We start from the raw sequence: 24,222 nt of genomic DNA on the forward strand, positions 1-24,222 counted from the left end.
CGCTGCTGCGCGAGGGGCAGCGGATCCTGCGTGAAGCGCTGGCCCTGGCTCACGAGCGTCAGCCCGACGTCGAGGTCACGACGCGGGACATCGAGGGCGCGCCCGCCGAGGTGCTGCGCGAGCAGGCGGAGGGTGCGACCGAGATCGTGCTCGGCAGCCGCGGGCTCGGCGAGTTCGCCGGCGCGCTGCTGGGTTCGGTCAGCACGCACGTGGCGGGCCGCGTGGACTGCCCCGTTGTGGTCGTACGTGGCGATCATCAGCCGGTGCACGGGGAGATCGTGGTCGGCGTGGACGACTCGCCCGCGTGCGAGCCCGCGCTGGCCTACGCCTTCCGGCAGGCCCAGCTGCGGGGAGCCGCGCTGAGAGTGGTGCACGCCTGGCAGCCGGTGCACGTGTTCGCGGCCGGGGTGCCGTACGACATGGACGAGGTTCGCAGCGCGCAGCACCAGGTCGTCAGCGACCGGCTGGGAACGTTCAAGAAGGACTATCCGCAGGTGACGGTCGTCGAGGACGTCCAGCCGGCGCAGCCGGTGGAAGTCCTGACCGACGCCTCCGCCCGAGCCGACCTGCTGGTGGTGGGCTCGCACGGCCACGGCGCGACGGGCGCGCTGCTCCTCGGCTCGGTCAGCCGCGGCGTCCTGCACCACGCCCGCTGCCCGGTGGCGGTGGTGCGCGCATAGAGGCCCTTTGCCGACGGGGGAAGACGACCCACGGCCCGTGGTCCACGCCTAGCAGGGACCAAAGGCTCTGCGACGAGGGACGTTCGCCCATGCCGCCCTTGCCGCCCAAAGCGCATCGTTGCGGGAGAGAGATGAGGAGGCCACCATGTCCATCAAGGTCAGGGACGTCATGAGGAACGTCGCCATCGCGGTTCGGGAGGACGCGTCGTTCGCCGAGATCGTGCGCACGATGCGCCGATTCACCCTCGGGGCGGTCAGTGTGATCGATGCTGACGGCCGGCCTGTGGGGGTCGTCTCCGAAGACGATCTGTTGCTCAAAGAGATGGACCCGGTACGACACAGCGCCCCGATCTTCGAGAGCCGCAAACGGCGCGAGGAGCATGAGAAGGCGGGCGCGGTCACCGCGTCGGCGCTCATGACCACGCCCGCGATCACCGTGACACCGGGAACCCCGGTCCGCGAGGCGGCGCGGCTGATGCACGACAAGCGGATCAAGCAACTGCCGGTGATCGACGTGGTCACCGGTCGCATCCTCGGCACTCTGCACCGGTCAGACGTGCTGCGTGTCTTCAGCCGGTCCGCGGGCGAGCTGGAGCGCGACGTCAGGGCCATGATCGGAGACCTGACGTCGGTGTCGGTCAGCGTCGCCGGTGGTGTGGTGCGGCTCAGCGGCCGGGTGGCTCGCGGCTCCGAAGCCATCCAGTTGGTGGAAGAGATCCGCCGGGTGGAGGGCGTGATCGACGTCGTCTCCGAACTGACCTACGACAAGGTCGACCGGATCGCCGTCCCGCCGCTGCTGTAGGGGTGACATCAGGTAGGTGGGACAACGCGCCCCCATCCTGCGCCGCTACCTGGCATGCGCGCCCGGCGCCCGCCCGCACATCCCGGTGGACCGGCAGGGAGCCTGACAGGCTCCTGGTGAAGGTATGCAAAGAGAAGGGACAGGGCCGATGCGCTGGAACGAGCTCTCCGAGCGGCAGCAGGGCCTGCTGTTAGTGGCTGTGTCAGCAGAGTTCGCGTTGACCGCGACGGCGGCGGTGGACCTGTGGTTCCGGCCGCGGGAGGAGGTGCGGGGACGTAAGGAGCTGTGGTGGCTGGGCATCTTCGTCCAGCCGATCGGACCCATCGCTTACCTGATGTGCGGGCGGCGGTCCCGGTGCGGGCGCGCCACGAGGCCTTCGGGCCGGCTCGGCGTGCTCAGTCGCTCGGAGCCAGTCCGGCTGACGCACGATGCAGGTTCTCCACGGTCCGGACGAGCGTGAGGTTCGCGCCCGCGCCCTACCGCCGAGAGGAGATCGACGATGAAAATGAAGAGGTCGATCGCGGCCGGCGTTGGGTCGGGCGTCACGGGCAGTGCCGGACGGCCCGTGGGTTGGTGCCCAAAGTCCCTGCCCAGCGCAGGGGGCCGCGAGGAGAGTGGTGGTCATGACCACCCTGTCGCAATCCCGTTGCGGGCTCAGCGCCGTCGAAGCGGCTGAGCGGCTGGCCGCCGATGGCTCGAACGCGCTGCCTGTGGCTCGCCGCGTCTCTCCTGTGGTGTTGCTACTGCGCGAGATGGTGCATTTCTTCGCTCTGCTCTTGTGGGGGGCGGCCGCGCTGGCCGTGTTGGCCGGGATGCCGCAGCTGGCCGTGGCGATCGCGGTGGTCGTGGTGCTCAATGGAGGCTTCGCCTTCGTCCAGGAGTATCGCGCCGATCGGGCCACGCAGCGGTTGCGGGAGCTGATCCCGGCCAACGTGGTGGTCAGGCGAGATGGCAGGCGCGTGCTGATCAGAGCGGCTGAGCTGGTGATCGGGGACGTCGTGCTGCTGGAGGCCGGTGATCGGATCTCGGCCGACCTGGAGCTGGCCGAGGTGCACGGATTGGCCGTCAACGAGTCCATGCTGACCGGGGAGAGCCGTCCCGCCCGGCCACGGGAGGGTGACCAGGCCTACGCGGGCACGTTCGTGGTCGAGGGGCAGGCCGAGGCCGTCGTGGTGGCCACAGGGGCGCGCACCAGGCTGGCCGCGATCGCCAAGCTCACCCGGGAGGCGATCAGGCCGCTCAGCCCGCTGGCCGTCCAGCTCGGCAAGGTCGTCAAGGTCGTCGCCGCCATCGCGGTGGGCGTCGGCACGGTGTTCTTCGGGCTGGCCGTGCTGCTCGGGATGGAGCCGGGGCAGGGCTTCCTGTTCGCCATCGGCGTCACGGTCGCGCTGGTGCCCGAAGGGCTGCTGCCCACCGTCACGCTGTCGCTGGCCCGCGCCGCCCAGCGGATGGCCGTCCGCAACGCCCTGGTGCGCCACCTGGAAGCGGTCGAGACGCTCGGCTCGGCCACGTTCATCTGCACTGACAAGACCGGCACGCTGACCCGTAACGAGATGACCGTGGCCGAGGTGTGGGCGCCGTCGAGCTCGGCCGCCGAGGTCATGCGCACGGCGGTGCTGAGTTCCACCGGCCGCCTCAGCGGCGGCAAGCCCGTGGGCGACCCGATGGAGGTGGCCCTGCACGTCGAAGCCCTGCGTCTCGGTGCTGACGTGGAAGGGCAGGTCAGCCGGCGCTTCCCGTTCGATCCGGCACGGCGCCGCGCCTCCGTCCTGGTGGACGGCCGGCTGCACCTGAAAGGCGCACCGGATGCCGTGCTGCCGCTGTGCCGGGCCGCACCCGGGGCCGATGACGAGCTGGCCCGGATGAGCGACCACGGCCTGCGGGTGCTCGCCGTCGCGCGCGGTGACACGGCTGAGGAGTCGGAGCTGGAATTTCTCGGCCTGGTCGGGTTGCACGATCCGCCGCGTGAGGATGTGGCCGAGGCGATCTGGAAATGCCGCCTCGCCGGGATCAAGCTGGCCATGCTCACCGGTGACCATCCGCGCACCGCCCGCGCCATCGCCGCCGAGGTCGGGCTGCTCGGCCCGGATGAGCTGGTGGTCACCGGCGCCGAGCTGCCCGCCGACGACGCCGCCCTGGGCGAGCTGCTCGACCAGGACGGCGTGGTGATCGCCCGCGTGACGCCGGAGGACAAGCTGCGCATCGCCCGAGCCTTGCGCGGGCGCGGCCACGTGGTGGCGATGACCGGTGACGGCGTCAACGACGCGCCGGCGCTGCGCGAGGCCGACATCGGCGTCGCGATGGGAAAGTCGGGCACCGACGTCGCCCGCGAGGCCGCCGACCTGGTGCTGCTGGATGACCACTTCGCCACCATCGTCGCCGCGGTCGAGCTGGGCCGGGCCACCTACGCCAACGTGCGCCGCTTCCTCACCTACCACCTGACCGACAACGTCGCCGAACTCACCCCGTTCGCCGTCTGGGCGCTGTCCGGCGGCACCATCCCCCTCGCCCTGACCGTGCTGCAGGTTCTCGCTCTCGACATCGGCACCGATCTGCTGCCCGCCCTCGCCCTGGGCGCCGAACCGGCCAACCCACGCACCATGCGCGGCCCCGCCCGCGCCGGAAACCTCATCGACCGCCGCCTGCTCCTCCGCGTCTTCGGCGTGCTCGGGCCTGCCCAGGCCATGGCTGAGATGGGCGCGTTCATCTGCGTCCTGCTGCTCGGCGGCTGGCACCTCGGCACTGCTCCGAGTCCCGGTCTGCTCGCCGCCGCCTCGGGCACGGCCTTCGCCGCCGTCGTACTCGGCCAGCTCGCCAACGCCTTCGCCTGCCGCAGCGAATCCCGCTGGGTCGGGCGCATTCGCTGGCGTACCAACCCCCTGCTGCTCGGCGCGGTCGCCGTCGAAGCCGTACTGCTGCTGGCCTTCCTCGGCCTGCCGCCCATCTCGAACCTGCTCGGCGGCGCCTTCCCACCTGCCGCGGGATGGGCACTGGCCGCGTTGGCGATTCCCGCCATGATCCTGGCCGACACCGCGCACAAGGCGTGGAAGGCAAAGCACGCGCGTGAAGACGCGGACTCTCCGTCGGCTTCGACCAGATCAGCATCTGTTGTGGCGCCGTCGCCTGCTAGGAGGCAACTGTCATGAACCACATCGTGCTCGGCTACGACGGCTCGGATTTCTCCGTGCAGGCCCTCGACTGGGCGCTGGACGAGGCCGAACTCAGAAAGCTCCCGCTGACCGTCGCCCACGCCTGGCAGTGGCCATACGGCGAAGCCGACGAGGAGGCCAAGGACCACCTGCGCAAGGCCGCCGACCACGTGCTGTGGCACGGCGCCGACTGCGCCCGCTCGACGAGCTCGGTCGTCGGCATCGAGACCGACCTGTACGAGGGCCCGGCGGCACAGCGGCTCGTCGAACTGTCCAGCGACGCCGCCCTCGTCGTGGTCGGCTCGCGAGGGCTGCACGGGTTGCCCGGGGCCCTGGTGGGCTCGGTGGCCCGGTACGTCGCCGCGCACGCCGAATGCCCGGTGATCGTCGTACGGGGACCCGGCCCGCTGCCCGCCCTCGCGCATCCGGGGCCGATCGTGGTCGCCGACAAGGAACCGACCGCCTCAGTTCTGGAGTTCGCCGCCGGCGAGGCGGACCTGCGCCGACTCGCCTTGGCCACCACCGCCGAACCCCGGACCTGGCAGGAGAGCCATCCGAACGTCACCTCCAGAGTTCAGGAAGCGCACGAGGCGCCGACACTGATCGTGGCCGGTCGCAAGAGGGCCGACCATCTCGGAATGATCAGCTCGCTCCTCCAGCACGCTCCGTGCCCGGTCGCCGTGGTGGGTACCTCTATGGGCACAGGCCATAAAGCTGTGGGACGCTCGTCGGAAGACGGATAGTGGTGACTCCCCGGAATGGCCGCTGACAAGAATTACGCGGGGGCCGTCTCGCTCACCGGAACAGGCCCGTTGAACGAACCAGACATTGGCCTGATTATCACCCAATGTCCCTTACCTACTCGTCGTCGTCTCGCCTCCCCGCCCCCGATGCCGACGGTGAACCCCAGCCGGTGGCGATCGCCTACACGGCCGAGCCCGACGGCTCGGCGAACAGCGTGCTGGGCAAGGTACAGCTGATCCTGGAGGCGTTCGGGCCGGATGACGAGAGCCTCGGGCTGTCCGAGATCGTCCGCCGCACCGGCGTCGCCAAGGCGTCGGTCCACCGGCTGGCCCAGGAACTGCTGCAATGGGGCCTGCTGGAGCGGCGCGGCTCCGAGTACTGGCTGGGCATGCGCCTGTTCGAGATCGGGCAGCGCGTGCCGCGCCAGCGGATTCTGCGCGACGCGGCGCGGCCCTTCATGGAGGACCTCTACCAGGCGACGGGCGAGACCATCCATCTGGCGGTGCTGGACGGGCTGGAAGTGATCTACCTGGAGAAGGTGTCCGCGTGGCCGGCTCGGGATAGTACGGCTGCCGCAGCCGCCACAGCGTGAGCAGGTGGTCGCCGCCGGGGGAGCGCACGGCCTCGTCCACCTCCGGACCGTCGGCGTGGGACCGGCGGAATCGGGAGTCGGTCCACGGAGTCGACGACAGGACGAGCAGCCCGACCCGCTCCGGTGCGGACGCCGCCAGCTCGACGGCCACCACGCCGCCGCGGTCGACTTCCAGCGCGGCTGCGCGGTACGCCCGCCGATCATGCCCGGATGGGACGGCTACCCCGTCGGGGACTACCTGCGCGGGCAGTTCGGCGCCGCGGTCACGGTCGACAACGACGTGAACCTGATGGCCCTGGGTGAGGCGACCCAGGAAATGGCCGACACGCCCTTGCTGTTCATCAAGGTCGCCTCGGGTATCGGCGCCGGCATCGTGACGGCCGACGGCACGGTGCATCGCGGCGCCGACGGCGCGGCCGGCGACATCGGGCACATCCGGGCGCCCACACGCCGCGACGTCGTCTGCTGATGCGGCAAGACCGGCTGCCTGGAGGCCGTGGCGAGCCATCGCGCGGTCCTCGCCGACCTCGGCATCGCGCCGTCCGCGTTCGACGACCGGCTGCACGCCTCACGCGAACTGGCCCGCCTGGTGGCCGACAGCGACACCAGCGCGCTGCACCGGATCCGCCAGGCGGCCACCGACATCGGCGAGGTGGTGGCGATGCTGATCCACACGCTGAATCCGCGCACGCTGGTGATCGGCGGCCCCTTAAGCGAGCTGCAGGACGAGATCCTGTCCGGCGTCCGCGCCGCGGTGTACGAACAGGCGTTGCCGCTGGCGACGCGCAAGCTCATCATCATGCCGAGCCAGCTCGGCGCCGACGCGGGATCTTCGGCGCGATCGCGCTGGCCGGCCGGGAGGCCTTCAGCCAGGCGGGAGTGGGACGCCTGCTAGCCGAGGCATGAGGTTTGCGGGGCACCTGTAGCTACGGATGCCTGGTCATGGCTTTCGCGGTCATCGCGGACCACCCTCGTGACGGCGTATCCCGTCGAGGACGATGTGGAGCAGGTGCCGGGCTCGGGCGTCCCACTCGGTCTCCTCGAGGCGGGTCAGATAGCCGGTGAGGAGAATGACGTCGCGGACGTCGATGTCGGAACGGATGGTTCCGTCGGCCTTGCCGGCGTCGAGGAAGGTGGTCAGCGCGCCACCGATCGGGCCCAAGCTGTGCGCCGCGAGGTCCTGCCACACCGACGCTTCGACGGCGGCGAACACCCCGCGTTTGACCTGCGCGTAGTCGACGACCCGGTCGAACCAGCGAGCCAGCGCCGTGAGCGGCTCGTGCTCGTTGAGCAGTGCCGGAGCTACGGCCACCAACTCGTCGACCTCCTCCCGGTAGACCTCGACGAGCAGCGCCTCCCGGGTCGGAAAGTGGCGATAGAGGGTGCCCTGCCCGACCCCTGCTTGCTTGGCGATCGCATTGAGCTTGATCTCGTCCGCGTTCGCGATGACCGCTCGTGCGACCTGAATGATCCGGTCGCGGTTGTCGGCGGCGTCGGCTCGGCGCCCGGGTGGGCTCATCGTTCCCCTACTTTGCTGAGCACTTTGCTAAGCGGACACGTGTCCGGTACCTTGAGGCCAAGCGGACACGTGTCCACTTTACCTGGAGGGGATTCCTGTGACAGCCATCGATGGCCAGGTCGTCGCCATCACCGGAGCGAGCAGTGGCATCGGTGAGGCCACGGCACGCCTGCTCGCCGAGCGCGGCGCGGCGGTCGTCCTCGGCGCGCGCCGGACACAACGCCTCGACCACCTCGCACGCGACATCCGCGATCGTGGCGGACGTGCCATCACCTGTGCCACGGACGTCACCCGGCGCGGAGACCTCGAACGACTCGTCGGCCAGGCCGTGACGGAGTTCGGCCGGCTTGACGTGCTGGTGGGCAATGCCGGTATCGCCAGGATCGGACCGGTGAGCGACCTCGACGTCGACGGCTGGGACGCGATGATCGACGTCAACCTGCGGGGGGTGCTGTACGGCATCGCCGCCGCCCTGCCCGTATTCCGGCGGCAGGGCCACGGCCATCTGGTGACCACGGTGTCGACGTCGGGCCTGAAGATCGTGCCTACGCAGGCGGTCTACGCGGCGACGAAGAACGCCGTACGCACCCTGCTGGAAGGACTCCGGCAGGAGTCGACCGATGGCGTGCTGCGGACGACGGCGATCTCGCCGGGCTTCGTCCGTACCGAACTCACCGACTCGATCGACGACCCGCAAGTCAGCGAGCAGATCCGCCGCAATATGGACGGGTTCGGCATCGCGCCGGAGGCCGTCGCCCGCGTTGTCGCCTTCGCCATCGAACAGCCCCGGGACGTCGAGATCGGCGAGGTCACCATCCGCCCGACCGTACAAGGCTAGGAAGGTTCGACCGGAACTTTCAGAATCCCGGCGCGACGGGAGGAATGTCCTGCACAGTGTGATCATGAGAGATCGCCTGTAACCCCGGGGCCTCCCGGACCACTACCTGATGCCGAAGCACCGCCTCTGCCGCCGGATGGCACGAGTCGGTAACCGACTGTATCGGAGCACGAGATCAAGACATCACATGGCCATGGCATGGACGACCGGCGCCGCTCCCCGTTAGCCCGCGCGCTCGCGCGGAGTTGGCTCTCCGCCGCTCTCGCCCTCGCCTTCCTCGCGGCCTCCCTTTCCACGAGCGTCGTCCCCGGCGACCTGCGTACGCGCGGGGCGGAAGAGGTCGTCGGCGCCATCGACGCCCGGCCCAACGACGGCTCCGGCTACTGGCCGGACTTCTCCAACACCGGCTATGCCAACACGCCGGCCAACGCCGGCGGGCTGGGCCTGGGCGCGTACCCGGGCAAGCTCACCGACTACGCGCCGGGCATGAGCGCCGACAAGGCGCTGAGGCTCGAGTTCCCGGACAACAGCGTCATCTCCTACAAGCGCTTCCTGGGCTTGAAGGTGCTGATCTACGGCGACAACCTCACGTTCGTCGGCTGTCTGTTCGAGGGGACCAACCCCAACGACAATCTCGTCCAGATCTACTCGGACAACAACATCAAGTTCCTCTACTCGACGTTCAAGCCGAACTCCTACGCGATGCCTCCCGGCAACGACGGCACCGTCTCGTCGTCCCACTCCAAGCCCGGTACGCCCTTCGACAAGTCCTGGCAGCTGGCCACGACGATGAAGGAGGCCGTGGCCGTCATGGACCACAACGACATCTGGGGCAACGCGGGCATGATCATGGTGACGGGATTCCCGGGCCGCCCGTCGACCTGGACGAACAACTACATCCACGACATGGCCGACACATCGCATGACGTCTACCACCACGACGGCATAGGCCCGCAGAGCGAGGGCGACGGCGGTCCCATGATCGTCGACCACAACACCCTGGCCTCCGTGGGCAACACCAACGCCCTGGCCCTGCAGGGCAGCGGCGTGTACGACCACATCTCGGTCACGAACAACTACGTCTCCGGCTGGGGTTACGCGCTCTCCATAGGCGTGACCAACAACGCCACGAACATCACCGTCACCGACAACGTCTTCTCGGCGGAGCTCGAGCAGCTGTACGGCTTCCTGTACGGCAACATCTGGGGCGGCTCGGCGCGCGGCTCCACCTGGCGCCGCAACCTCATCCAGGCCCGCACGGGAGACGACAACAGCACCTATACGACGGCCGACCACGGCAAGTATCTGTGGCCGACCGGCCAGACACAGGCCACCGACTACACGGGCTGAGCCTCTTCCCGTGTGACGCCCGCCGGACCACTCGCTGCTCTTCGTGATCCACACCGGCTCCGAAGAGCAGCGAGGCCGCGATCGGCCACCGGTCTCTGGAGAGCCCTTCCGGGCGGGAGCGCCACAGCCGCCGCACTTTGGATGAGCAGTGCGTAAAGCGGTACTTGCTCCATCGCCTTGGTTCCTCCTGTTGGCGAGTCGTTGCGGGGCCTCTCAGTGAGCTTGAACGCCGTGCGCTTGAAGCCGAGAGATGATCAGATATCGGAGCTCGCGTTCTTGAGCGGCTGTGTTGTGATGTCCCACCTGGTCACCTGATGCGGCCCAGCGCTCGAGGACGTCGACCGTGAGCAGCCATTGGGCGATGGTGAGTTTGGGGTTCACGATCTTGTCCGGCGGCGGCCACGAGCCGGAGCCGGGAACGCCGGGTGTCCAGTGGGCGATCTGATCCCATCCAGCCCTTCGGATGCTGCGCGCGAGGTCGGCCCGGCGGCGATCGCCGTTCACTGTTTCGACGCTGGCGTCGTTGTCCATGCACGCGTCGATGAGTCCCCACTGACGGAGGGGCATCGCGATGATGAGGCCGACACTCATGCGGGGCATGGTGCCAAGATCGTGAGGAGCGGTCAAGGCGAGAACGGGACCGTCCTGCACGCGGACGAGGTGCTCGGGATGGTCATCGGGAAAGGCTGTCCTGTGACAGCAGATCATCCTCAAGCCTGGGCTCTGACCTGGTGCGGAGAATCTTGAGTGACGAACTGACAGGCCCGGCGGCGTCGTGCTCGTCCAAGAAAGCCAAGGGTTTCGCAAGTGCTCTTGCTCGATCGTGTGGTCGCCGGCTTTCGGCGCGTTTCCGGACACCACAGCTAGCGGGCGGGTTTTTCCCAGGTCAGTGAGTACCGGCGCAGCACATGCCGGCGATAGCGCGCGCCGGGCAGCAGCCGCCGCGCCGCAGCCCGGACCTGCCCGTAGCTCATCTGTGGGTCGGCGACCGGCATCCCCGCCGGAGCTTGCGCCCGGCGCAGCACCTTGGTGATCCGCACGATGGGGGCAGCCGCGATCATCGTTGCCCAGTCTGCCGGGGTCGTCTCGCGGGCCAGGCCGACCACCACCAGTGTGCCGCCGGGGCGCAGCATCTGGCGCATGCGGGTGAGGGCGGCCTCGAAGTTCATGTGGTGGATCGTGGACACCGAGCAGATGAAGTCGTAGCCCGCGGCGGGGAGGTCAGCGGTAAGGAAGTCACCCTCGACGAAGGTGAGATCCTGGTAGCCGGTGGCGAGTTCGCGGGCGCGGGCGATCATCTGTCGCGAGTTGTCGATGCCGGTGACGCGCTTCGCCCGTACGGTCAGCTTGCGCGCGAGCAGGCCGTCCCCGCAACCGACGTCCAGCGCGTCGCCGCACCCCTCGGGTACGGCGCGGAGAATGCCCGGGTGCCGGGCGACATTGGTGTTCCAGTAGGGCTTTGGGTCGGCCTGGCGCATTCGGGTCATTGTAGGGGCAGGGCAACGTCTCGGCCGGTCGTGTCGTCCGGCGCCCCAATGGGGGCCTTCGCCCGGACCGGCACCCCGATCAGGAGCAAGCCGTAGTGGTTGCCCGGGCCCGGGCTACGTCTGGTTCCCGTTCTCGATGACGTGGCCCAGGCCGGGGTGGGGTCGTCGTCGTGGTGGTACGCCGCCGCGGTCCGGGCGGTACTCGAAGTGCCACCACTCGTTGTCGTAGATGCGGTAGAGGTCGTAGCGGGCGCCGTGTTCCTCGAGCCAGCGGGCGCCTTCGTGGGGGCGTACGTCCAGGGCGATGCCCTTGACGTGGCAGGATTCCGCGGGTGGTAGCACGAGCATGCGTGCTACCACCGGGGAGCCGGAGCGGCGCACCTCCTCGTCGAACATCCGTTGTTGGACAAGGGGATCGCGGTAACCCGAGGTGAGGCCGATGAGCTGGCCGTGACGCCAGAGCGCCTTGGTGCGCGCCGCGGTGAACGCCGCCATGGCGCCGTCGGTGAGCCCGGTGAGGTCCTCGGCGGGGAATCGCATCCGTAACGCCCAGCGGCAGGCCCATTCGCGGGCGCGGCCGGGATGACGGACGAACGCCACCGGCAGCAGGAGCACGGCCAGCACCAGCGTGACCGCGGCGAACAGCCGATCTCGGGGCCGAGGTGGGATGGTGCGTGGTTCGTTCATGGCGACTACGATTGGCGCCGAATGTGCGTACGCTGTCCGCCGCATGTCACCGTTTGTCGACGGCGCAACCGTCGGCGCAACCGTGACACAACCATGACACGGCGCTGACGAGGCGGGGACACGGCTGGCCGACAGTGGATGGTGTTGACCGGCGGGCGAGTTACGGAGCGTGCGGTGAAACTCGGCGGCGTGTCGCGAGTGTTGTTGATCGAGGATGACCCGGCCGTGCGGGAGGGCCTTGAGCTGGCCCTGTCCCGGCATGGGCACCGGGTGCGCGGGGTGGAGTCCGGCGAACAGGGGCTGGACTGGCTGCGTATGGACCTTCCCGATGTCGTCGTACTCGATCTGATGTTGCCTGGCATGGACGGGTTCGAGGTCTGCCGCCGCATCCGGGCCGTAGGTGAGGTACCGATCATCATGCTGACCGCGCGCGGCGACGACATTGACGTGGTGGCCGGGTTGGAGGCGGGCGCCGACGACTACGTGGTCAAGCCGGTGCAGCCCAGGGTGCTCGAGGCACGCATTCGCGCGGTGCTCCGGCGAATCGGCCGGGACCAGGCGGAGCTGGAACGGCACGGGGACCTGACCATCGATCGGGCCGGGCTGGTGGTCGTCAACCGCGGCGTGCCGGTCAGCCTGGCCCCGACCGAGCTGCGCCTGCTGCTCGAGCTCTCCGGGACGCCGGGCCGGGTGCACAGCCGCCAGCAGCTGCTGGAGTCGGTGTGGGAGCAGGGGTATTTCGGCGACTCGCGTCTCGTGGACGCGTGCGTGCAGCGGTTGCGCGCGAAGATCGAGGACGACTCGGCGGCACCCGTCTACGTGCAGACGGTGCGTGGGTTCGGGTACCGGTTCGGGCCGGTGTGAGCCGCCGGTGACACCTCGGCCGAGCCCGGGGCTGCGTACCCGGCTGTTGTTCGCGTTCGCCCTGCTGTGTGTGGTCACCGCGGCGGCGGTGGCCGGCGGGATCTACGTCCAGGCCCGCAACGAAATCCTGCAGCGCGCCCAGGATGCCACAGTGCAGACGATGAGAAGCCGCCTGGAGGCGCTCTACCCGTTGCGGAGTCCTGCGCCGGGCCCGGACGAGCTCGACGACATCGCCGCCGCCGTGCCCGACCAGAACAGCGTGGAGTTCGCGGTCGCCATCTACCGCGAGAAGCACTCGCCGGTCGCCCCGCCGGGAGGCTGGAGGCCGGGCGGGACGGTGCTGGCCTTGGATCTCGGGGTGATTTCCCCAGAGTTGCGGCGGGTGGTGGCCGGCGGCGAGATCGCCTGGCAACGCGTGGTGCGGCAGGACGTGCCCTGGCTGATCATCGGCGCGCCGTTGCTGATCACCGAGCCGGACCGGACGACGCGGGTGTCCGGCATCGAGGTCTACGCCGCGCGCAGCCTGCTTGCCGAACAGCGCAGCATCGACGGGCTCGCCGTACGCGCCTGGCTCACCGGCGGGGCGGCCCTGGCGTTCGCGGTCGTCCTGGCGTTACTGGCCACCCGTGGCGTGCTGCGCCCGGTGCGCGAGCTCGGTCGGGCGGCACGCCTGCTGGGCGAGGGCGAGCTGCGGACCAGGATCGCGGTCAGCGGCTCCGATGAACTGGCCGACGTGGCACGCACGTTCAACAACACCGCTGCGGAGCTGGAACGGCACGTCAAGCAGCTGCGCGAGATGGAGGCCGACGCCCGCCGGTTCGTGGCCGATGTGTCCCACGAGCTGCGCACCCCGCTGGCCGCGCTCACCGCGGTCGCCGACGTCCTCGACGAGGAGGCGGCGGGGCTGCCCGAGCCGGCCGGCCGGGCCGCCAGGCTGGTCAGCCAGGAGACGCTCAACCTCACCGGGCTGGTGAACGACCTCATCGAGATCAGCAGGTTCGACTCCGGCGTCGCGGCCCTCGCGCTGAACGAGATCGACGTGGCCGAGCTGGTGTGCGCGACCCTGCGTACGAGGGGCTGGTCGGAAAAGGTGCACACTGAGCTTCCACCAGCGGTGACGGCACGGCTGGACCCGCGCCGAGTGGACGTCATCCTCGCGAACCTGGTCGGCAACGCCCTGCGGCACGGCGAGCCACCGGTGTCGGTACGGCTTTCCGCCGACCCGCACTGGATCGCTCTCGAGGTCCGCGACCGCGGACCGGGGCTGGACGAAGCGGTGCTGCCGCACGTGTTCGACCGGTTCTACAAGGCCAACGCGGCCCGGGCCAGGTCTGAGGGCAGCGGCCTCGGCCTCGCCATCGCGCGGGAGAACGCGCGCCTGCACCGAGGCGACCTCACCGTCACCAACGCTCCGGACGGCGGCGCCATCTTCACGCTGCGCCTGCCACGCCGGGCGCACGATCAGGACGGGCAGATCAACACGGGAGGCCCCGAATGAGGACCGGACTCGCCTGCCGCGTGCTCGCCGCGGGCCTCGTATCGCTCGTCGCCGTGGCCGGCTGCGGCGTGCGACCCAGCGACGCCATCTCCGTCGGTGCCCCGCCCAGCGGGCGCGTTGAACGAACCCCGACGATCACCCTCTACCTGGTCAAGAACGGCCGACTCAGCGCGGTAACGCGGCCCGGTGGCCGACTGTTGATAACGGACAGGCTCGCGCTGCTGGCAGATGGACCCACCGCGAGGGAACAGGCGGACGGATTCACCACCGACGTCCCGTTCGAAGCCGGCCCGTTCTCGGTAACCGCCGAGCCGGGCCGCCCCTTGGTGGTGACCCTGTCCACTCCGATCGGCGAACTGTCCACATTGGCCGTCGCGCAGATCGTGTGCACGGCCGCCACCGTCACGGGGCCGGAAAGCCCTGGCCAGGTCACAGTCGCCGGTGCTGGGCAGGGCGTCGGACCCCGGAGCTGCCCGGGATCACAGCAGCCAGGTCCACCACAGGTGGACGTCGGCGGCGGTGGGTAGCATTTCCGGGTGCCCAGATAGGCCGACGTTGATCCGGCTGTGGCAGCCGTCCTGTTCGGGGTGAACTCCTCCCCGACCCGGGGGTCCACCGCGCTCAAGTCCCTGCGACCAACCTCAAAACTGTCATGACTGCGTCTTTGTCGGGCTTGGCCGATCTCTTGGGATCGGCCGCCGGGCCTCCATATGCGAGGGATGGCTGGGCGGTAATCCCCGGATGCCGCTACTGGATGGGGACCTGGAGGTCGCGGAACGGGCCGATCTTGACGTTGAGGGTGTCGGTGGTGTCGGGCAGGGCGAAGAGGTTCCAGAACTCGCGGGTCTGGCCGGGGGCGAATTTCTCGGTGCCGATGCGGACGCCGGAGACGTCGGTGCAGGCGCAGTAGTAGTCCATGCCGTTGTCGGTGGGGACTTGCAGGCGGGCGGGCCGGTATTGGCGGCGGGCGGTGACGTCGGTCAGGTGGAGGTTGCTTGCGGCCTGGTATTTGTAGGCCTCCCAGTCCTGGGCGTGGTGGAGGTCGTTGAACCAGGTCTCGGCCGAGCCTTTGTTGGTGATGGTGTAGGTGAGCAGGCCGAGGCCGCCGGGTAGTCGGCGCAGGCCGGCGATCTGCATGGTGATGGGCTGGCCGTCGGCCTTGGTGGTGGCGGTCAGGCCGGTGGCGCCGGGGGAGGTGGTGGTCGTCGGTTGCTGGGCGGGGGGTTGGGGTTTGGGGAAGGTGATGGTGACGCGGCGGTTGCGGCGTTTGCCTTCGTCGCTGTCGTTGTCGTAGAGGGGGCGGCGGGAGCCGTATCCGTTGGCTTGGAAGCGGATCCCGTCTCTGGTCAGGAGTGCCGTCAGGGCGCGTTGTACGGCTTGGGCGCGGCGTAGTGACAGGGGGTCGTTGATGGCGTTGTTGCCGGTGGAGTCGGCGTGGCCGGCCACGGTCACGACGGTGGCGGGGGAGGCGTCGATGAGTTCGGCGGTGCGGGTCATGATCGATTTGGCTTGGGTGGTGAGGGTGGCTTTGTCGATGGCGAAGAGCACGTCGGAGGAGAGGTTGACCTGGAGGTCTTTGCCGTCGTCGGCGGTTTCCTCGGATTTGTCGAGGGATTCGGAGGGGAGGATGAGGCGGCGGGTGATCGGGGTGACGGGTTCGGTGTCGGGGTCGGGGAAGTCGCCGGTGGGGGGTTGGTCGCTGATGGGGACGTTGAGCATCGGCGGGGCCACGGGGGTGAGGACGGTGGTCGTGGCGGGGTTGCCGGAGGGTGCGGGCAGTACCGCGTAGAGGGTGATCGATTGGCCGGGGTCGATGAAGTGGTCGAGGCCGTCGCGTTTCTGGTCGGTGCACAGGCAGGGGGAGTCGGCGGGTTTGTAGGGCAGGATCCAGGTGCGGGCTTGCGCGTCGAGGATGCCGATGCCGGAGGCCCACTCCATCGCGCCGAGGGGGCGGGTGCGGTCGCCCATGTCGGCGGACCAGGGCAGCTTCTCGTCGGTGCCGGTGTTGGACAGGCGGATCTGGGCGATGAGGTGTTTGGCCTTGACGCGGTTGAGGCCGACGACCTCGACCTTGAGGTTCGGGGTCTCGGTGCCGCGGGTTTCGGCCAGGGCTGGTCGGGTGTCTTGACCCGTGGCCGTGGCCGTGGCCGTGGCGGGGGGCGCGTTGGTGGTCGGGGCGTTCGATGGAGGCGTGGTGGTGGCGGCCGGGGGCGCGGCTTCCTTCGTCGGCAGCACTCCGCACCCGGCCGCTGCCAACGTGAGTACGGCGCTCAAGGCCAGGATCCGATTGGCTTCGGCGCGCATCAGCGTTGCCGCCGGCATCAGCGTTGCGGCTGACTGCGCCACTCTGCGCCGCGCACTCTTCCTCTCCCGAACGCGCACAGTCGATCGTGTCACGCAGACCTCTTTCTCCTCATAGGCGTCAGAACGGGCGCCTTGCCCATCCGTTGCCTGGTCAGCCACGAGAAGGCCGCTGAGAACAAGATCACCTACGCCGGTGCCGACGCGGCTGGCCCATCCCCACTGGCCATACCATACGGTATAGTACGCTGCTAATGAGCAGTTCGTTGCCAAAGGAGAGACATGTCAGCATTGCCCGATCCGGTTTGGCCGGTTATCGTCCTAGCGATCATCCAGGCCGGTGACGCCGTCATGTGCATCAAGCCCGTTCCGTTCATCGCCCAGTGCTTCGAAAACGTGAACTGGCCGCGACGTTACTGGTGGATCATGCCGCCACTGAAGTTCGCCGCCGCGGCCGGTCTGATCCTGGGCATCTGGCTGCCGTATCTCGGCGCCGTGACCTGTGCTGCGCTCGTCCTCTACTTCATGGTCGCCATCGTGATGCACATCGCGGCCCGAGACTTCGGCCGCAACCTCTTCCTCAACGCCACCGCCATGCTGCTGATCTGCATCGCGGTCGGCTTCTACAGCTTCATCGCATGAAACTCGCATGCGCATCGGCGAGCGCGGACCGCTCCATACCCGATGGTATGTTTGGCGGATGAGCACGGCACGAGAGCGGTGGCTGAACGAAGGCCTGAAGGTCCTCGCAGAAGAAGGTGCGGCAAGGATTCGAATCGACCTGCTTGCCGCTCGACTTAACCTGTCGAAAGGGTCGTTCCACCATCACTTCGATGGCGCCGAGGGATTCAAGAAAGCGCTTCTCGCCCATTTCGAGAAGCTATCGATAGAAACGCTCGAGAATGCAATTGCCGAGGTCGGGGAATCGGCTGGTGCCCGTGCAATCCTCGCACGGATGACAGAACTCGTTCGCCCCGGAGGCACCGGACTCTATCGTCCAGAACTCGACGTCGCATTGCGGGCGTGGGCGACATGGGACGTGGATGTGCGTGCCGTGCAGACTCGCCTTGACGAGGCCAGACTGTCCGCGCTCCAGCGGGTGTGGCGATCAGCCGTCGCCAGTGACGAGGAGGCCCGGACGGCGGCCCTGTTGCCCTACCTGCTTGCGGTTGGAGCAACTGTCGTCTTTCCCCCGGTCGACGCTGACCGGCTTCGCGACCTCTATGAGATCCTCCTACCACTCGTACCGGATAGCCCCGCTCAGACACGGGATGGCACGACGCCGCCACCGTAATGGCAGTACCCAGCCGAAGATCAACTGTCTGAACGTGTGCGCGCGTCTCCAGCCCCCGCCTTCGTCGCGACGACCTCGGCCACCTGCTTCGGAAGAACAGCGGAGGTGTCGACTACGTGGGCTTCGCGCCGCAGCCAGGGAAGGGCTTTCTGATATTGCGGAAGGTGCTCCAGCCGCCACTGCCGTGCGCCGGTCTCGATGGGGTCGGTCTCGATGCGGTGGGCAAGGGTGTCACGGTCGGTGTGCAGCAGGAAGTGCTGAAGGGGAATGCCAGCCCTATCCAGGCCAGTACGAATCTCCGTCCAGTACTTCTCGATCAGGACCGTCTGGGGGATGACGAGCACTCCACCGAGATAGTCCAACAGGTGGGTGGCCGTCTGGACGACCAGTCCTCGCCAAGGGGGCCAGTGCTGGAAGTCGCCGAGCCGCGGCAGGCCCTGCACGTGACGCAACATGAGACCGACTTGCTCGGCATCAAAAATCGTCGCCTTCGGCACGATATGGACGAGTTCCGCGGCGGTGGTTGTTTTGCCTGCGCCGAAGGTTCCATTCAGCCAGATGATCATGCGGACGTCTCCGATGCCGTGATTCCCAACTCCTCCTGAAGCTCGCGGACAAGGGTCTGATTCGGATCCTCCCCCTCCTCAACATGACCGCCCGGCAGGTCCCACACGTCGGGATACCAACGGCGTCCGGCGCTTCGATGACACAGCAACACCCGATCGCCGTCGCGAAGGACGGCCGTCACAATCCGGACCGGACCGGAGTCGTCAGCGGAGATCGTCATCGGCACATTCTGACCCATGCGGATCTGCCGCGGACAAGGCGCGTCCCGTCTCCGACACTCGTCACCGTGCGTGAGCGATTGCTGACCAGGTGGGTGGCGGCGGCGCCAGATAGTGCCATGGGCCGGGAAGGCGGCGCGGCGTCAGGTCTATCCGAGGCTCGCCAGCAGCAGGACGCAGATCGTGGCGTGGACGCCCGAGGACCGCCCCTCGGGAGTGACTGACCCGCCACTGGGCGTGGATGACGTCCCCATCAGCATGACCGTGAACGTCACCGGGATGGTTCCCGGGACTACCTCCGGACGTGACGGACCGCGACGGATCATGGGCTCTCTGCTCTTGACACCCCGATCAACACCAGTCTTTACTGACTCCCGTGCACATAAGTGAATTTCATCTACATATGTAGACAATTCGATTGATGTGCCCATCGGCCCGGGGGGTTTCGAAATGAGGAGCATCGTCCATGAATCATCCTCCGAACCGTAGGTCCTTCTTCCGGTTGGGTGGCGCGGCCGTCGCCGGCGCCGGAGCGGGGGCCCTGCTGGGCGGCCCCGCTCAGGCTGCGCACGCCGACGACGCGGCGAGGGTGCTCAAGAAGCCCCTCAAGCTGCGGGTCGGCACGCAACGCCGGGCCACGAGCGTCGCGGCGCTGCAGGAGTTCAAGCGGCATGGCGTTAACTACTGGGTGGGATACCCTCCGGCCCCGCCACTGGCGGAGGGCCGCGGCTACTGGCTGCCCGAGGAGGTCGAGCAGACCCGGGAATTCGCCGAGGAGAACGGCATCACCATGGACATGGTGGCGCTGCCGCTCCTCACCTCCTCGCTGGTCGACGACGATCCGCGGCCGGCGATCATGCTGGCCAAGAGCCCGGAGCGGGACCGCGACATCGAGGACATCCAGAAGATGATCGAGGCCTGCGCCACCGCTGGGGTGGGGGCCTTCAAGTACAACATGAGCATCCTCGGCATCCCGCGGACCGGGACCACACCGGGCCGTGGCGGCTCGGTGTACGACACCTTCCGCGCCGCCGACCTCGATCCGAATGAGCCGCCCACCAAGGCCGGGATCGTCACGGCGGACGACTTCTGGGAGCGCATCGACTACTTCGTGCAGCGCGTGATGCCCGTCGCACATCAGTACAAGGTCAAGGCGGCCTGTCACCCGCAGGACCCGGGTACGCCACCAGGCGGGTACCGCGGCGTCAAGGAGAACGTGCTGAGCGTCCCCGGCGGCAAGGGGCTGTTCAAGCTCCTCTCGCTGTACGACAGCCCTTACCACGGGCTCAACTTGTGTGCCGGGACGCTCGCGGAGATGCTGTGGGACCCCGAGCGCGAGATCTACGGTATCTTCCGCCGGCTGCTGCAGACCAAGCGGGTCTTCAACGTTCACCTGCGCAACATCATCGGCCGGCGGGACCACTTCATGGAGGTCTGGCCGGACGAGGGCATCATCGACCACGCTCGGATGATCCGGATCATGGCCGAGGAGGGGTACCCGTACAGCGTCGATCCCGACCACATACCGGACCACCCGGACGACCCCGGCAACAAGCAGGGATTCGCGCACGGCTACGGCTACCTCCGCGCCCTCATCCAGGCGGTCGAGGGCGGCCGTTAGGTCCACACCCAAGCGTACGCAGCGGGCGAAGGGTGACGGGCTGGTCCCTCGCCTGCTGCGGATCGACTCTGTCCGTTCTCATCCATCGTGTCAGGGAGCCATGTCGGCGAGCTGCGCACCGATCAACTGCCGTGAGACAAGACGGGCGAGCAATCCAGCTGGGGATCAATGGGCTTGGACGTCACAGGGTCGATGTCCCAATGGTCTTGTCAGTTCCGGTGAGCGCCGACCAGGCAAGTGACAGAACCGCTGAGACCCCGCGCGGTGGAATCTCATCGATCTTGTCAGTCTTCCGAGTCAACACCGCCTCATCGGAACGTGGCGTGGCCGCCGAACGGGCGCTCCAACGCGCACTACGCGGCATGAGCGGAGGTCGTCCGGCGGTGCCCCACCGAAGCGTGGCCCCTCTCGACACGTTATGTGACACCTACGGCTTGGCCGACGAGGTGATCGGCGCTCCGGCCTGGGCTGCGGAGTCCGGCACCCCCGCGTAGTCGGGCAGCTCGACGCCGTTGATCGCGCGCCCGACCAGCTCGGTGAACCATTCGCCGGCGAAATCGGGGAGCGGCTCGGCGTCTGGCCCGGGGACGTCGCGGCTGCGGGCGTTCAACCGGCCGATCTCCTGGTTGGCCTCGACGAACGAGCGCATCCGCGCCTCGTAGCGGGCGAACCCGGCGTCGGGGTCCCATCCGGCGGCGGCCAGCTCTCCGGCCAGCAGGTAGGCGCCGACCAGCGCCAGCCCGGTGCCCTGCCCCGACATCGGCGAGGAGCTGAACGCCGCGTCCCCCAGCAGCACCACCCGTCCACTCGACCAGCGGTCCATCACCACCTGGGCGACCTGGTCGAGGTAGAAGTCCGGGGTGTCGTCCAGGTGCGCGAGGATCTCCGGGGTCAACCAGCCCAGGCCCGCCATCCGCTCACGCAGCAGGACCTTCTGGGCTGCGACGTCACGGTAGTCGACGTCGAAGTCGGCCGAGGCGAGGTAGAACATGGCCATCGCCCGGGTGGCGTCCTGGATGGGCCGCAGGAGGGCAGAGCGCCCGGACTCCTGGTCCTGGTGCTCGAGCAGCCAGCGGTCCAGCCCGAACTCGTTGGGCACGCTGTAGAAGGCCAGCACGTGCCCGAGGTGGCGGAGGAACCGCTCATGCGGCCCGAAGACCATCGCTCGCAGCTCCGAGTGCAACCCGTCGGCCCCGACCACCAGGTCGAAGCGCCGCCGGTTGCCGCCCGCGAAGACCACGTCGACCCCGTCCGCGTCCTGGGCGAGCCCCGCGATTCGGTCGCCGAAGACGTACTCGACGCCGTCTCGGGTGTCGTCGTAGAGCACCTGGGACAGGTCCCCGCGCAGGATCTCGATGTCCGCGATGAACCCGTCGCCACCGTCGTCGTCGGCACGGAAGGTCTCCAGCACTTGCCCGTCCGCGTCCACGGTGTGCGCGCCGGCGGTGTCGGTGCACGCCGCGCGCACCGCCGCGTCCAGCCCCATGCGCCCGATGACCTCCTTGGCGACCCCGCGCGCGTCCACCGCCTGCCCGCCGGGACGCAGCTCGGGAGCCCGCTCCACCACGGTCACCTCGGCCCCCCGCCGGCGCAGCCAGTGGGCCAGCGCGGGTCCCGCGATGCTCGCCCCCGCCACCAACACCCTGGGACCGCTCACCCGCGTCCCCTGCTCGCCAGTCCGGATGGTGTGCTCCTGCTTGGAGTCGTCGACGCTCATCACTGCCTCCATGTGCTTCCTCCCGCGCTGGACGTTCCCAGCACAGGCCCACCGCTGTCGCTGCGTCCAGCCGTATCGACCCCGGATCCGTACAAAACTCATCGGCACGACCGAAATCGCGTCCACGCTCCCGCAAACACCCTGAACTCGGCATGTGCGTGCGACGGCATGGTCATGATCGCCTCGGCCTCGGCAGACATTGATGAGGAACGCCAACTCCGATGACGCTCACATCAGCCCAGACTGGTGCAAACCAAGCGAACAAGCGTCATCATCTCCCGGCCCGACCTCCTGGGATACACGTGCCTACTGACATCTCCGATGGCCTACTGCCAGTTCCACTGACATCCCTGGTGCCGTACTGACACCTGCAAGGCCGTCGGACAGCCAATGTCTGGACGCAGCGAAGATGACAGCGAGAGCTGCTGCCGGCCTGTGTGCTGTCACTTTGACGTTTGTCTAAGTACCGGTGTTTGTGTAATCGAAGATGACAGTTTTCAGCCGAAGATCAACTGTCGTGAACGTGCGCAGGAAGTGTCTGCCGCCCCCTCGGAGACGAGCGCCTGCTGCGTTGGGCCGGTGTGTCGCGGTGGTAGGGCTCAGGGGGCGAGACTTCGCGGCCGGGAGGAAGACCGCTCTGGGATGTCGGCCCAGAGCAGTCCGGCGCTGGTCGCAGTCAGGCGAATGCAGAGGGGTGGATGTGAGGTTTGGAGGCTGCCAGAGGCCGCTGAGTTGGGGTGGGGCTAGGTGGCGTCGATGTCGTCGACGAAGCTGAGGACGGCCTTCGCCAGTTCCTCGGGGGCCTCCATCGCGGCGTAGTGGCCGACGCCGTCGAGCTGGACGGAACTGATCCCCGATGACGCGGCCTGGGACATGGTGTCGGCCGTGAAGGGGCCGCCGCCGGCCCCGACCGCGAGCACGGGCACGGTCAGCCCGGGAGACTCGGCGAGGGCCTTGAGCTCGGGCCCCTCCCGCAGCATCGACCGGTAGAGGCCGATCGCGCCGCGCCAGCCGTCCGGGCGTGAGTAGGTGCGGGCGAAGTCGTCGAGGTCGGCATCGGTGACCGCGCCCGGGACGGCGGTCATGGACGGGAACGCGTACTGTCCGAGGAACTCGCGCTCGCGGCCGGCCAGGAGCATCTCGGGAATGCCGGGCGCGACCAGTACCCCGATGTGCCAGGCGCCGCCGCGGGTGACGTCGGCCCGTACCTCGAGGCCGAAGCCGGCCAATCCCGTCTCAATGGCGGTGAGACTGAGCACGTCTTCTGGGTGGGTGGCGGCCAGCCGGAAGACCGTCGCCCCGCTTACGTCCTGCCCGGTCAGGTGGACCGGGCCGAGGTCGAGGTGCGCGATCAGCTGGTGCAGGTCCTCGGCCGCGACCTTGCTGTCGTAGTCGCCTGGCGCGGTGTCGGAGTCACCGAAGCCACGCAGGTCCACGGCGATGACCCGATGGCCGGCGGCGAGCAGGGGGATGAGCTTGCGGAAGGCCCTCCAGGTCTCGGGGAACCCGTGGACCAGCAGGACCGGGGACCCGGTGGCCCCGGCGGCAGCGTAGTGCAGGGTCGTTCCGTTGACGTGGGCGCGGTGGTGGGTGATCTCGGGGGCGGTGAGGCTTATTGGTGCGGTAGTCATATCTCTCGCCTTATTTCGACAGCCTGGCTGTCTAATAATAGACAGCCAGGCTGTCTTTTGTCGAGGGTCATATCCTTCTCGCATGTCTCGCTCTGGCGCTGATCTCGCACTGCTGCTGCTCGGGGGCTTCCGCACGCTCGTGGATGCCGCGACCACCGAACTGGCCGATCGTGGCTACGAGGACGTGCGTCCTGTTCATGACTTCGCCATACGGGCCATCGCCGCCGGAGCCGACAGTGCCTCTGAGCTGGCCCGCCGTCTGTCGATCACCAAGCAGTCGGCCGCGAAGACCATCGCGGTCCTGCAGGAGCGCGGGTACGTCGCCCGCGACACGGACCCGCGCGACGCCCGCCGCAAGCGCCTTCGGGTGACCGAGCGCGGCTTCGATGTGCTGCGCCAGGGCGAGACGATCTTTGAGGAGCTCCGCGATCAGTGGGCGCGGCGAATCGGCGCCGCCGAGCTGGCGGGCCTCGAGGATCACCTCACAGCGCTGGTGGGCGCGCAGCCGGTGCGCTTCGACACGCCTGGGTGGATCGCCCGGGACGTCGGCGAGCCGGCCTGAGCCAGTTCGCGATCCTGGCGTAGTGGTAGTGGGTCTGGCCGTTCTCGTCCCCGGAATGGGCGCGGCCCAGCAGCGGACCGAACCTCCTGCGATACACGCGC

General features: G+C 68.5%; 24 protein-coding genes and 1 pseudogene. 16 read left to right on the plus strand and 9 right to left on the minus strand.

What is annotated here, in order from left to right; translation table 11 throughout:
* The 7 genes and pseudogenes from AB0H88_RS29455 to AB0H88_RS29485 form a co-directional block, all read left to right on the plus strand.
* Positions 1-680 (plus strand): universal stress protein (locus AB0H88_RS29455; RefSeq protein ID WP_357649999.1); only part of this gene is annotated, 680 nt, incomplete at its 5' end.
* A gap of 145 nt (positions 681-825) precedes the next feature.
* Positions 826-1,482, plus strand: a complete 657-nt coding sequence (locus AB0H88_RS29460) for a CBS domain-containing protein (protein ID WP_357650001.1) — start codon at positions 826-828, stop codon at positions 1,480-1,482.
* A 148-nt stretch (positions 1,483-1,630) separates the two neighbouring features.
* Positions 1,631-1,942, plus strand: a complete 312-nt coding sequence (locus AB0H88_RS29465; RefSeq protein WP_357650003.1) for a PLD nuclease N-terminal domain-containing protein — start codon at positions 1,631-1,633, stop codon at positions 1,940-1,942.
* 163 nt (positions 1,943-2,105) lie between these two features.
* Complete coding sequence (locus AB0H88_RS29470) at positions 2,106-4,628, plus strand: cation-transporting P-type ATPase (RefSeq protein WP_357650005.1); 2,523 nt, start codon at positions 2,106-2,108, stop codon at positions 4,626-4,628.
* A complete protein-coding gene (locus AB0H88_RS29475) occupies positions 4,625-5,374 on the plus strand; it encodes a universal stress protein (protein WP_357650009.1) in 750 nt (249 codons plus the stop codon). Before AB0H88_RS29470 ends, AB0H88_RS29475 begins: the two co-directional genes overlap by 4 nt.
* Positions 5,375-5,478: 104 nt before the next feature.
* Complete coding sequence (locus AB0H88_RS29480; protein WP_357650012.1) at positions 5,479-5,967, plus strand: helix-turn-helix domain-containing protein; 489 nt, start codon at positions 5,479-5,481, stop codon at positions 5,965-5,967.
* Between the two features lie 55 nt (positions 5,968-6,022).
* A pseudogene (locus tag AB0H88_RS29485) lies at positions 6,023-6,862 on the plus strand (ROK family protein).
* A gap of 60 nt (positions 6,863-6,922) precedes the next feature.
* Here AB0H88_RS29485 and AB0H88_RS29490 read toward each other — a convergent pair.
* Positions 6,923-7,486 carry a TetR/AcrR family transcriptional regulator gene (locus AB0H88_RS29490; protein WP_357650015.1) on the minus strand — a complete coding sequence of 188 codons (564 nt, stop codon included), beginning with the start codon at positions 7,484-7,486 and terminating at the stop codon, positions 6,923-6,925.
* Positions 7,487-7,583: 97 nt separating this feature from the next.
* Between AB0H88_RS29490 and AB0H88_RS29495 the strand changes: the two genes are divergently transcribed.
* Positions 7,584-8,324, plus strand: coding sequence for an SDR family oxidoreductase (locus tag AB0H88_RS29495; RefSeq protein WP_357650017.1), 741 nt, complete (start codon positions 7,584-7,586; stop codon positions 8,322-8,324).
* Between the two features lie 198 nt (positions 8,325-8,522).
* A complete protein-coding gene (locus AB0H88_RS29500; RefSeq protein WP_357650019.1) occupies positions 8,523-9,674 on the plus strand; it encodes a hypothetical protein in 1,152 nt (383 codons plus the stop codon).
* Positions 9,675-9,887: 213 nt separating this feature from the next.
* Here AB0H88_RS29500 and AB0H88_RS29505 read toward each other — a convergent pair whose 3' ends face one another.
* The 3 genes from AB0H88_RS29505 to vanY-N all read right to left on the minus strand — a co-directional run bounded on the left by AB0H88_RS29505 (position 9,888) and on the right by vanY-N (position 11,848).
* Positions 9,888-10,205 carry a hypothetical protein gene (locus tag AB0H88_RS29505; protein WP_357650021.1) on the minus strand — a complete coding sequence of 106 codons (318 nt, stop codon included), beginning with the start codon at positions 10,203-10,205 and terminating at the stop codon, positions 9,888-9,890.
* 332 nt (positions 10,206-10,537) lie between these two features.
* Positions 10,538-11,152 (minus strand): class I SAM-dependent methyltransferase, encoded by a 615-nt coding sequence (locus tag AB0H88_RS29510; protein WP_357650023.1) that lies wholly within the window; start codon positions 11,150-11,152, stop codon positions 10,538-10,540.
* A 123-nt stretch (positions 11,153-11,275) separates the two neighbouring features.
* On the minus strand, positions 11,276-11,848 hold the full coding sequence (vanY-N, locus tag AB0H88_RS29515) for a D,D-peptidase/D,D-carboxypeptidase VanY-N (protein ID WP_357650025.1): 573 nt from the start codon (positions 11,846-11,848) through the stop codon (positions 11,276-11,278).
* Between the two features lie 189 nt (positions 11,849-12,037).
* Here vanY-N and AB0H88_RS29520 point away from each other — a divergent pair, with 189 nt between their 5' ends.
* The 3 genes from AB0H88_RS29520 to AB0H88_RS29530 are packed head-to-tail and all read left to right on the plus strand — an operon-like array spanning position 12,038 to position 14,737.
* Positions 12,038-12,712, plus strand: a complete 675-nt coding sequence (locus tag AB0H88_RS29520; RefSeq protein ID WP_357650027.1) for a response regulator transcription factor — start codon at positions 12,038-12,040, stop codon at positions 12,710-12,712.
* A 7-nt stretch (positions 12,713-12,719) separates the two neighbouring features.
* Positions 12,720-14,210 carry a HAMP domain-containing sensor histidine kinase gene (locus tag AB0H88_RS29525; protein ID WP_357650029.1) on the plus strand — a complete coding sequence of 497 codons (1,491 nt, stop codon included), beginning with the start codon at positions 12,720-12,722 and terminating at the stop codon, positions 14,208-14,210.
* The gene (locus AB0H88_RS29530; protein ID WP_357650036.1) at positions 14,207-14,737 is read left to right on the plus strand and encodes a hypothetical protein; all 531 of its coding nucleotides are present in this window, start codon (positions 14,207-14,209) and stop codon (positions 14,735-14,737) included. Before AB0H88_RS29525 ends, AB0H88_RS29530 begins: the two co-directional genes overlap by 4 nt.
* Before the next feature lie 220 nt (positions 14,738-14,957).
* Here the strand turns inward: AB0H88_RS29530 and AB0H88_RS29535 are convergent, their stop codons facing one another.
* Positions 14,958-16,484, minus strand: a complete 1,527-nt coding sequence (locus AB0H88_RS29535; protein WP_357650039.1) for an OmpA family protein — start codon at positions 16,482-16,484, stop codon at positions 14,958-14,960.
* A gap of 309 nt (positions 16,485-16,793) precedes the next feature.
* Between AB0H88_RS29535 and AB0H88_RS29540 the strand changes: the two genes are divergently transcribed.
* Both AB0H88_RS29540 and AB0H88_RS29545 read left to right on the plus strand, forming a co-directional pair.
* A complete protein-coding gene (locus AB0H88_RS29540) occupies positions 16,794-17,153 on the plus strand; it encodes a DoxX family protein (RefSeq protein WP_357650041.1) in 360 nt (119 codons plus the stop codon).
* A gap of 58 nt (positions 17,154-17,211) precedes the next feature.
* Positions 17,212-17,805, plus strand: a complete 594-nt coding sequence (locus AB0H88_RS29545; RefSeq protein ID WP_357650043.1) for a TetR/AcrR family transcriptional regulator — start codon at positions 17,212-17,214, stop codon at positions 17,803-17,805.
* A 20-nt stretch (positions 17,806-17,825) separates the two neighbouring features.
* Here the strand turns inward: AB0H88_RS29545 and AB0H88_RS29550 are convergent, their stop codons facing one another.
* Together AB0H88_RS29550 and AB0H88_RS29555 are read right to left on the minus strand one after the other, a co-directional pair.
* Complete coding sequence (locus AB0H88_RS29550; RefSeq protein WP_357650045.1) at positions 17,826-18,371, minus strand: ATP-binding protein; 546 nt, start codon at positions 18,369-18,371, stop codon at positions 17,826-17,828.
* Positions 18,368-18,592 (minus strand): NUDIX domain-containing protein, encoded by a 225-nt coding sequence (locus tag AB0H88_RS29555; protein WP_357650047.1) that lies wholly within the window; start codon positions 18,590-18,592, stop codon positions 18,368-18,370. Before AB0H88_RS29555 ends, AB0H88_RS29550 begins: the two co-directional genes overlap by 4 nt.
* Before the next feature lie 464 nt (positions 18,593-19,056).
* On the opposite strand from AB0H88_RS29555, the gene AB0H88_RS29560 reads away from it, so the two are divergent.
* Positions 19,057-20,211 (plus strand): mannonate dehydratase, encoded by a 1,155-nt coding sequence (locus AB0H88_RS29560; protein WP_357650049.1) that lies wholly within the window; start codon positions 19,057-19,059, stop codon positions 20,209-20,211.
* Positions 20,212-20,638: 427 nt separating this feature from the next.
* On the opposite strand, the gene AB0H88_RS29565 is transcribed toward AB0H88_RS29560, so the two are convergent.
* Both AB0H88_RS29565 and AB0H88_RS29570 read right to left on the minus strand, forming a co-directional pair.
* On the minus strand, positions 20,639-21,928 hold the full coding sequence (locus AB0H88_RS29565; RefSeq protein WP_357650053.1) for an FAD-dependent monooxygenase: 1,290 nt from the start codon (positions 21,926-21,928) through the stop codon (positions 20,639-20,641).
* Positions 21,929-22,671: 743 nt separating this feature from the next.
* Positions 22,672-23,559 carry an alpha/beta hydrolase gene (locus AB0H88_RS29570; protein WP_357650056.1) on the minus strand — a complete coding sequence of 296 codons (888 nt, stop codon included), beginning with the start codon at positions 23,557-23,559 and terminating at the stop codon, positions 22,672-22,674.
* 82 nt (positions 23,560-23,641) lie between these two features.
* Here AB0H88_RS29570 and AB0H88_RS29575 point away from each other — a divergent pair, with 82 nt between their 5' ends.
* The gene (locus AB0H88_RS29575; protein WP_357650058.1) at positions 23,642-24,121 is read left to right on the plus strand and encodes a MarR family transcriptional regulator; all 480 of its coding nucleotides are present in this window, start codon (positions 23,642-23,644) and stop codon (positions 24,119-24,121) included.
* Positions 24,122-24,222: the final 101 nt, after the last annotated feature.

The organism is Nonomuraea sp. NPDC050680 (genome assembly GCF_040654555.1).
In the GTDB taxonomy this organism is placed as follows: Bacteria; Actinomycetota; Actinomycetes; order Streptosporangiales; family Streptosporangiaceae; genus Nonomuraea.